At 67.1% G+C, this 7,472-nt stretch carries 10 protein-coding genes and 1 pseudogene; 4 read left to right on the top strand and 7 right to left on the bottom strand.

All coding sequences use genetic code 11. The features are described from left to right. Positions 1-90: 90 nt before the first annotated feature. Positions 91-675 carry a dihydrofolate reductase family protein gene (locus tag ACZ4N5_RS41800; RefSeq protein WP_467762203.1) on the bottom strand — a complete coding sequence of 195 codons (585 nt, stop codon included), beginning with the start codon at positions 673-675 and terminating at the stop codon, positions 91-93. 161 nt (positions 676-836) lie between these two features. Between ACZ4N5_RS41800 and ACZ4N5_RS41795 the strand changes: the two genes are divergently transcribed. Further along, positions 837-1,844 carry a sigma-70 family RNA polymerase sigma factor gene (locus ACZ4N5_RS41795; protein WP_467762202.1) on the top strand — a complete coding sequence of 336 codons (1,008 nt, stop codon included), beginning with the start codon at positions 837-839 and terminating at the stop codon, positions 1,842-1,844. Between the two features lie 356 nt (positions 1,845-2,200). Further along, complete coding sequence (locus ACZ4N5_RS41790; protein ID WP_467762201.1) at positions 2,201-2,584, top strand: hypothetical protein; 384 nt, start codon at positions 2,201-2,203, stop codon at positions 2,582-2,584. Between the two features lie 381 nt (positions 2,585-2,965). On the opposite strand, the gene ACZ4N5_RS41785 is transcribed toward ACZ4N5_RS41790, so the two are convergent. Genes ACZ4N5_RS41785 through ACZ4N5_RS41770 form a run of 4 tightly spaced genes read right to left on the bottom strand, consistent with a single transcriptional unit; the run spans position 2,966 to position 4,597 of the window. Next, entirely contained in the window at positions 2,966-3,538 is a 573-nt protein-coding gene (locus tag ACZ4N5_RS41785; protein ID WP_467762200.1) for a YbhB/YbcL family Raf kinase inhibitor-like protein, read from the bottom strand. Positions 3,539-3,551: 13 nt separating this feature from the next. Then, entirely contained in the window at positions 3,552-3,881 is a 330-nt protein-coding gene (locus ACZ4N5_RS41780; RefSeq protein WP_467762199.1) for a transposase family protein, read from the bottom strand. A 3-nt stretch (positions 3,882-3,884) separates the two neighbouring features. Beyond that, positions 3,885-4,106 (bottom strand): helix-turn-helix domain-containing protein, encoded by a 222-nt coding sequence (locus ACZ4N5_RS41775; RefSeq protein ID WP_467762198.1) that lies wholly within the window; start codon positions 4,104-4,106, stop codon positions 3,885-3,887. Beyond that, positions 4,106-4,597 carry a DUF2975 domain-containing protein gene (locus ACZ4N5_RS41770; protein WP_467762197.1) on the bottom strand — a complete coding sequence of 164 codons (492 nt, stop codon included), beginning with the start codon at positions 4,595-4,597 and terminating at the stop codon, positions 4,106-4,108. The genes ACZ4N5_RS41775 and ACZ4N5_RS41770 overlap by 1 nt, the downstream gene beginning before the upstream one ends. 594 nt (positions 4,598-5,191) lie before the next feature. Here ACZ4N5_RS41770 and ACZ4N5_RS41765 point away from each other — a divergent pair. Both ACZ4N5_RS41765 and ACZ4N5_RS41760 read left to right on the top strand, forming a co-directional pair. Then, on the top strand, positions 5,192-6,028 hold the full coding sequence (locus ACZ4N5_RS41765) for a calcium-binding protein (protein WP_467762196.1): 837 nt from the start codon (positions 5,192-5,194) through the stop codon (positions 6,026-6,028). Between the two features lie 150 nt (positions 6,029-6,178). After that, a complete protein-coding gene (locus ACZ4N5_RS41760; RefSeq protein WP_467762195.1) occupies positions 6,179-6,385 on the top strand; it encodes a hypothetical protein in 207 nt (68 codons plus the stop codon). Between the two features lie 83 nt (positions 6,386-6,468). Here ACZ4N5_RS41760 and ACZ4N5_RS41755 read toward each other — a convergent pair whose 3' ends face one another. Together ACZ4N5_RS41755 and ACZ4N5_RS41750 are read right to left on the bottom strand one after the other, a co-directional pair. Continuing rightward, positions 6,469-6,792: a hypothetical protein gene (locus ACZ4N5_RS41755; protein ID WP_467762194.1), complete on the bottom strand. Its 324-nt coding sequence runs from the start codon at positions 6,790-6,792 to the stop codon at positions 6,469-6,471. 298 nt (positions 6,793-7,090) lie between these two features. Further along, positions 7,091-7,376 (bottom strand): annotated as a pseudogene (locus tag ACZ4N5_RS41750) (LLM class flavin-dependent oxidoreductase); the annotation flags it as partial. Positions 7,377-7,472: the final 96 nt, after the last annotated feature.

Below are 7,472 nucleotides of genomic sequence, written 5' to 3'. Positions count from 1 at the left end.
AGCTGCAGACACTCCTCGCCCTCTGGACCGGCGCCTGCCCCACCTGCCACCGCGACATACCAACATCCATATCAACCTGACCAGGCACTACTAGGCGTTTTGGACGAACTTGTAGGTGAGGAAGGCCAGGCCGTCACCGATGGTCCTGGTGTCGACCAGGCGCATGGTTTTCCTGCCGCCGGCCTCGCCGAAGAACCGCTCGCCGGCCCCGAGCACGACCGGGAAGACGACCAGCCGTACCTCGTCGACGAGGTCGTGCTCGATCAGCGTACGCCCGAGCCGATAACTGGCAGGGACGACGATTTCTCCGTCCAGCTCCTGCTTCAGCTTCGAAACCTCGGTCACAACGTCGCCTTTCAGAACCGTCGAGTTGTTCCAGTCGGGTTCTTCGAGGGTCGAGGACACGACGTACTTGGGCATGCTGTTCAACCGGTCCGCAAGCTCGCCACTCCGGGGCTGCCAGCGCACCCCGAAGAACTCATAGCTTTTGCGACCCAGCAGCCATGCCTCGGCGCGCAGCGCCTCCTCGAGCGCGACCTTGTTCCACTCTTCGAGATCCTTGCCCGCGAACTGGACGAACCAGCCGCCCAGCTCGAAGCCCTCCTTACCGTCCGGGTCCTGGACCACTCCATCGAGCGAGACGTTCTGCGGTCCGCTCATCACTATCTTTCCCATGTCGATCCTCCTTCGCGCCGACGTTGTCGTCGGCCACGTACGTACAGGCGCCGCGGCGCTGGAAAACTGGGCGCCTTCCGACCGCCCAGTTCGCCCCTCGGCCGGCGCCTGTACAGGATGGAAGTGCGGCCAGGCGCGGAAAAAGGGTGACGGTGAGGACGATGGCAGCCGATCTGATCGAAAGGGCGCGGGCCGGGGACGGGCAGGCGTTCCGGGAACTGACCGAGCCGTACCTACGAGAGCTGCAGGTGCACTGCTACCGCATGCTCGGATCCTTCGAGGACGCTGAGGACGCCCTCCAGAACACGCTGCTGACCGCCTGGCAAAGCCTCGGCGGATTCGAGGGACGCGCCTCGCTGCGCACCTGGCTGTACCGGATCGCCACCAATCGGTGTCTCGACGCGCGCCGCGCGGCCAGTCGGCGCCCGGCCAAGGAGTGGGATGTGCCAGGGGTTGAACCGCCCGAGCCGACGCGGCTCGGCGAGGTCGTATGGCTGCAGCCGTTTCCCGGTGCACTCCTGGAGGGTGCGGTCGAGGTGCCGCTCGGCCCGGAGGCCCGCTACGAGCAGACCGAATCCATCTCGCTGGCTTTCGTGACCGCCCTTCAGGTCCTGCCGCCCCGCCAGCTCGCCGTCCTTGTCTTGCGCGATGTCCTGGGGTTCAAGGCGAACGAAGTGGCCGACATGCTGGACTCGACCGTGGAATCGGTCAACAGCGCCCTCAAACGAGCGCGCGCCGGCCTGCAGCGCCACCGACCCCCGACCGCCGGTCACCATCCGCCTCCCGCCGTCGGCTCACCTGCCGAGGACGCAATCGTGGCGAAGTTCGTCCACGCGTGGGAGGCCGCAGATCTCGATGCGCTGGTGGCCCTCCTGACGGACGACGTCTTCATGTCGATGCCGCCGATGCCCTTCGAATACCAGGGCCGGGACGTCGTGGCCCGCTTCTGCGCCGGCCTGTTCGACGCCAGCCGCAGGTTCGACCTCGTCCCATCGCGAGCCAACGGCCAGCCGGCATTCGGGGCCTATCTGCGTGATCCCAACGGCGTCAGCCACGGGGTCGGCCTCTACGTCCTCACTCTCACCGGCGATCGGATCTGCGCCATGACCCGATTCGACAACAGCGTTCTCCCCTGGTTCGGGCTGCCCCGATCACTCCCGAGCCGATAGCCAGATCATCAACCGTCCACGAGGGGAGGACCGCACTGGCACTCTGAGCCCGCTTCAACGCCCCTCAGCGACCGCTCCCCGGCTCGTCCGCTGTCTCAGCGATTCACGTCAACAGCACGCTGTATCCCCGCACATGTCAGCGCGAGATCGGCGAGAAGTGGGTAGCGGTGACCGACCCGCCTGGCGATGATGGGTGCCGTCGAAGATGACTGTTCCCGAAGCCGCTGGAAGCGCCCACCTGTCACAACGGGACTCTCCCTGCGGGGGATGAGACGAGTTGATGATCCCGCTGTTGCCTTGACCGGCACGGCCGCCGACGCCCCAGCGCATGACAAGAGAGACGAGAGCGAACGTCCTTGCACGACCACGAGAGCGCCGGCGCCACGCCGGGTCCCAAAGCCCACCAACTCGCCCAGCTCTACCTCGACACGCTCGAAGACCTCATGGATTCCAAGGAGTACGCGGACCTGCGCGTCCTTGTTTTCGCCGTACTCGGAGGAATAGCCGAACCTGTCGACCCGCACGATTCTTCCTCCGCGCGTCGCCTGGACATCGACCTGACTCCTGCCGTCATCGACGAGTGGATGATCTTCATGGCAATCCTCGACAGCGGCCGCATGGACCAGACAATCGTCGAGGTCGGCGACGGATCCCGCACGGTGGTGGACAGCGAGACCGCCGCCGACCCCGAAGCGCTGCGCAACTTCTGTGCGCAGGTCCGGGAGCGGAAGGATGCGTGAGGAGGAGCGGGACATCCTGAAAGGGATAGAGTCCGCCTCCACCTGACCCGCGCCGCCGACGGCCCTGTGCGATCCGTTCTGGACCCCGTGGCAGTGTCGGCACTCCGGGTGTAGTCGTCCCAGGAGGCGAGTGGCTCCCAAGCGGAGGCGACCGGCGTAGCCAGCCAAAGGGCCCGGCCACGCCGGAGATGCGTTTGCGCGGCTGCCGAACGCAGTGCCGACGCTCCGCGCCTACGACACGCACATGCCGGGTACCGCATCCCTCGGAAAGGGCGGAACCCGCGCGTTGTCCGTTCTCCCGCACAACTGGAGAACAACCCCAATCCCAACCCCAACCCCGGGCAGGGCACGGGCACGGGCATGTGTCGGGGCCTGGTCGGGTCAGCGTTCGAAGACGCCGGTCAGTCGGCCGCGGTCGAGGACGGGGCCGGTGATGGCGGGCAGGAGGACGCGGGGCCGTGCCCGGTGCACCGGGGTTGAGCCGGGGATACGGTCCACGGGCGTTGAGAGAGCGAACAGTTGGAAGACGTAGTGGTGTGGCCCGTGGCCTTTGATGGGTGCGGGACCGTGGTATCCGCGTCCGATGGTGGACCGCAGCACCCGCACTCCGGTGGCTGGTCCCCGTGCGCTGAGGGCGCCGGGGCCGAGGTGCCCGGATGCCGGGTCGATCAGGGCGACGCAGTGCACGGCGGGCTTGGCCATGGGGACGTCGATGTCTTCGACGACCAGCAGGAGTTGGGCGGTGCCGGGTGGCGGCGGGGTCCAGGCCAGGTGGGGGGACAGGTCGTCGCCGCCGATGTGCTTCGCGCAGTGCTCCAGCGGCATGACCTTGCCATTGCTGAAGTCTTTGCTGGTGAGGGTCAGCAGCTCGGGGCCCCGCAGGTTGGGCATGTTCCACGCCGTGTCGGTCTCGCCTGCTCGGCGGTTGTTCAGGAGTCGGCCGAGCAGGGTCATCGCGTTGCCTCGATCATGTCGATGACCTCGGCGGTGGTGGCGGTCTCGCCGAGCGTGGGGAAGACGCGTTCGACGCTGTGGCGGGCGGGTGGGGCCCTGTTCCGCGGTGAGGCTGGTGACCGCGTAGACCCACCGCCGGCAGGGAGGTCGCTCCGGCCAGAACCGCGCACGCGGTCAGCGCGAGCATGACGACCAGAACGTGCCGTACGCCGCGCGGATCGCGAGGGTCGGGCACTTCGGCCAGACGCTCCAGCAGGCCCGGGATCTCCCCGGGTACGGCCCCGGGATGCTCGCGGAGTTGGTCAAAGGCAAGCGGAATCGGCGATGACGCATCGGCAGGCACGGTTCATTCGCCCGCGGTGTCCTCGGCCTCCCAGCGAAGCAGGTCGCCCGGCTGGCACTTGAGCACCTCGCAGAGCGCGGCGAGCGTCGCAAAGCGCACCGCCTTGGCGCGGCCGTTCTTGAGTACCGCCAGGTTGGCGGGCGTGATCCCTACGCGGCCTGCGAGCTCGCCCACGGACATCTTCCGCCTGGCCAGCATCACGTCGATGTCGACGGCGATCGGCATCAGATCACCTCGTCCAACTCGGCCTGCATCTGCGCCGCTTCGACATCGCGGGCGACGGCCTGGGCGAGCAGCATCCGCAGCACGAGCACGATGAGCGCGACTCCCAGGATGGCCAGGCCGATCCCGCCCATGATGAGGGTGACGCCCGGGTCGTCCCGCTGGCCGGGCGCGTTCAGGGCCGCGACCGCGAACCACACGAGAGCAGCCGCAACGATCGCGCCGATGATGACGTCCACGTACCGGAAGGCGGTGTGGGAGAACACCGTTCCGCGTCGCACCATCGTGACCAGTCGCCATACACAGACCAGCGCGACCTGGGCCGTCCCGATGCCCAGGATCGTGATCACGCGCAGCGGGGTCAGCGGGAGCGACCCGTCCTCCGGGTCGCTCCCGCTGACCAGTGCCCACACCATCAATGCCTGCACGAACAGGGTGCCGGTGAGCACCACCACGAGCACGGCGCGCAGGGCGCGCACTGTCAGCTTTCCCATGACCCATCCTTCCATCGAGCTACGATGGGAATCTATCGAATCTCGATAGGTTAAGCAAGGGCCGGGTCGGAAGGCGGGCGGCGGATTCGCACCATGGCAGGATGCCGCCGCCCCCTCCCGCGACATGACGCGACGCGAAGGTTTTCGATCTTGCCGAAGTCGACCTCGCTCAGCCGCAAATCGGACGCCATCCGACCACGCCGAAGCCTTGGTTGCGGGCTCCCTTCCGTGACGCTCCCATGGAACAGCAACTCACGCGTCAGCTGTCACACTTGGCTCGGCTGTGAACCGGGCCTTCGAAGTACTCCCTCAAAGGAGACGAAGAAAAGACCACATGCCGGCATCCCGCGGGTTAACGCCAGGGAAATCAAGGTTAGTTGCGAGAACTGAGGGAAATTCCGGTACAACCCCCGCCCGGGGTGCGGTGTCTGAACGTGTGATCGGAAAGCACGGCCCCGCACACAGGTGCGGGCTCACGACTCGATTGCCGATCGCTGACCGCCGCGACGACGGTGGCAGCGGTAACGACGAATTCACCGGCGCCTTTCGTCGTCAGGTCCGAACTTCAATGATTCCGCGAAGGGTTAATTCCGCATGCGCACGTTAAGGACTATTGCCTCCACCGCCTCTCTCGCTCTCGCCCTCGGCGGAGGCGTGTTCGCCGCGTCCAACGCCCAGGCGGCTACGACGAGTTCGGCAGCTCTCGTCCACGCCGACGGCGAGCTCTGGTACAAGGCCGGCGCCGGACAGGCCAACAACCTGACGGTCACCGCGAAGGTCGTCGACGTCGACCCCTCGCAGTTCGGTGAGGACTACCTCCTGACCTTCCGCGACAAGTTCGACATCACCATCTCCACGAACGCGTGCAGCTACCCGTCGGCGACCGACCACAAGGTCGCCGAGTGCACGGTGGCCATCCCCCTGGGCTCCGACGACTCGGACGACTACGACGTCGACCTCGGGGACGGCAACGACTCCGCGACGGTCACCGGCTCCGCGTACACCTCGATCCACGGCGGCAAAGGCAACGACGTCCTCAAGGGCAGCACCGCCGCCGTGTTCTACGGGGACGACGGCAACGACCGCCTCGACGGCGGCGGAGGCGTCTGGGCCGTTGGCCCGTTCGGCGGCGCGGGCAACGACACGATCACCAACTGCGACGCCGAGTGCCACGGCGGTCCTGGCAACGACACCCTCACGGGCACCGCCTCGGGGCAGGACTTCGGCATGTACGGGGACGACGGCAACGACGTCGTCCACGGCGGCTCCGGTGCCGACCTCATCTATGGCGGCAAGGGCTTCGACAAGTTGTACGGCGACAGCGGCAACGACAAGATCTACGGCAACAGCGGCAACGACCTGCTGCACGGCGGCGCGGGCACGGACACTCTCTCCGGCGGCCCGGGCACCGACAAGGTCTACCAGAACTAGAAGTAGAACTAGAAGTAGAACAAGCAGACCTGAGGGCCAAGCAGGGGCGTGAGGGAACACGATCCCCCTCACGCCCCCTGCTTGGCATCTCGGACAGGGCCCGGCCGGTGGGCCCCTTACGACATGAGCCTTCCCCTTCCCCCCACAGGTATGGCCTCTCCTCATACCTGCGAGGGTCACAGTGTCAAGCGCACGATAGGCACCGCCGGGGCTGCAGAAGACACCTGCCGACACCTGATCGCCTACCGCCTCGACGTCACCGGCACCCGTTACGGGCACTACCACACCGCCCGCGAGCACCAGCGTCTCTGCCCCGCACCCGACCAGCAGCCGTACCGCTACCGCCCGACCGCTTGATCACGATCCTCGCGCGAAACGAACCGCGCCCAAATGGGGTGACTCATAGGGGACTTGGCCACCCGGGTCCTCCGTGAGCCCGGTTACGTCGCCGAGCGGTCCTCCAACTCCCGCCGCCTGGCGGCCAGCGCCCTCGCGAGCACCTTCGCCCGGTAGGGGTTCGAAGCGCCGAGGGCCGTCGCCACTGTCACCGCCTCGTCCAACAGGGCCAGCCGTCGCTCAGGCAACTCCCGTACCAGGGGCGACATGCTGGCCTCCACCAGGACGTACGCCAGCTTCGACCCGTACACCTCCGGCTCGACCTGTGTCAGAAGGCGGTAAATCCACAGCCCCTCCGCACCGCGCACCACCCGTCGGTTGGCACTGAGCAGCTTGACCCTCGCCACTACGACCATGTCCTGATCCACCGATCCCCCTTCGTTCCCATACTCCCGACCCGCGCCCGTCCCACGACGGGACAGCACAGCGAACGCGCCGGCAGCCGAGAACGGATGCCGACACGAACGCCGGAGAGTGGATGACGACGAGTCTGCGGGCGGACCACCACCTGCGACAAGCCCGAACGGACGTGCGCTCCGTCCTACCGCAACCGGCCTTCGAGCAGGCATGATGGACCTGACACTCCCCCAGGCCCGGCCTGCGGACCGCACGCTCGAGGCGCTCGTCCCGCGGAGCACCTACACAAGCCCAGGCTCTCCACCGGTTCGGGATGACGACGAGCCCCTGCGAGACGCGCGCCGCCTCGCCGTCAGGATGGGCGTTGTGGGCGGCGCGCACATGGGACAGCTGCACCTTGTCGAGGTCCTCGGACTCCTCGGCCTTCACGACACTGCTGGTCAGGAAGTTCATGCCCTGCTCGCCGGCCCACCGGTCGGAGCGAAGACTGCCGCCGCCGTACCACATACGACGGATCAGACCTGGGGAGTGGGGGCTGGACCCTGTCCGAGAACACCTCGATGCCCTCGGTGCCGCTGAAGTCGGAGGCGGGTTTCCGAAGATGAGGATGCACAGGTCAGCACGTGGTGAGAGCAATAAATTCTCCCGCACGCGGTCCCGGTTTCCGGACAGTGACCCCTTCGCCGTATCC

It is taken from the genome of Streptomyces sp. NPDC026500, from assembly GCF_055567635.1.
This window is presented reverse-complemented; position numbering and strand designations above follow the sequence as displayed.

Coding starts and splice junctions, on each gene's coding strand:
- ACZ4N5_RS41775 (WP_467762198.1), bottom strand. CDS start 4,106: ATGCCGATCGCCGTCGACATCGACGTGATGCTGGCCAGGCGGAAGATG.
- ACZ4N5_RS41785 (WP_467762200.1), bottom strand. CDS start 3,538: ATGACCCTGCTCGGCCGACTCCTGAACAACCGCCGAGCAGGCGAGACC.
- ACZ4N5_RS41760 (WP_467762195.1), top strand. CDS start 6,179: ATGGCCTCTCCTCATACCTGCGAGGGTCACAGTGTCAAGCGCACGATA.
- ACZ4N5_RS41765 (WP_467762196.1), top strand. CDS start 5,192: ATGCGCACGTTAAGGACTATTGCCTCCACCGCCTCTCTCGCTCTCGCC.
- ACZ4N5_RS41770 (WP_467762197.1), bottom strand. CDS start 4,597: ATGGGAAAGCTGACAGTGCGCGCCCTGCGCGCCGTGCTCGTGGTGGTG.
- ACZ4N5_RS41795 (WP_467762202.1), top strand. CDS start 837: ATGGCAGCCGATCTGATCGAAAGGGCGCGGGCCGGGGACGGGCAGGCG.
- ACZ4N5_RS41800 (WP_467762203.1), bottom strand. CDS start 675: ATGGGAAAGATAGTGATGAGCGGACCGCAGAACGTCTCGCTCGATGGA.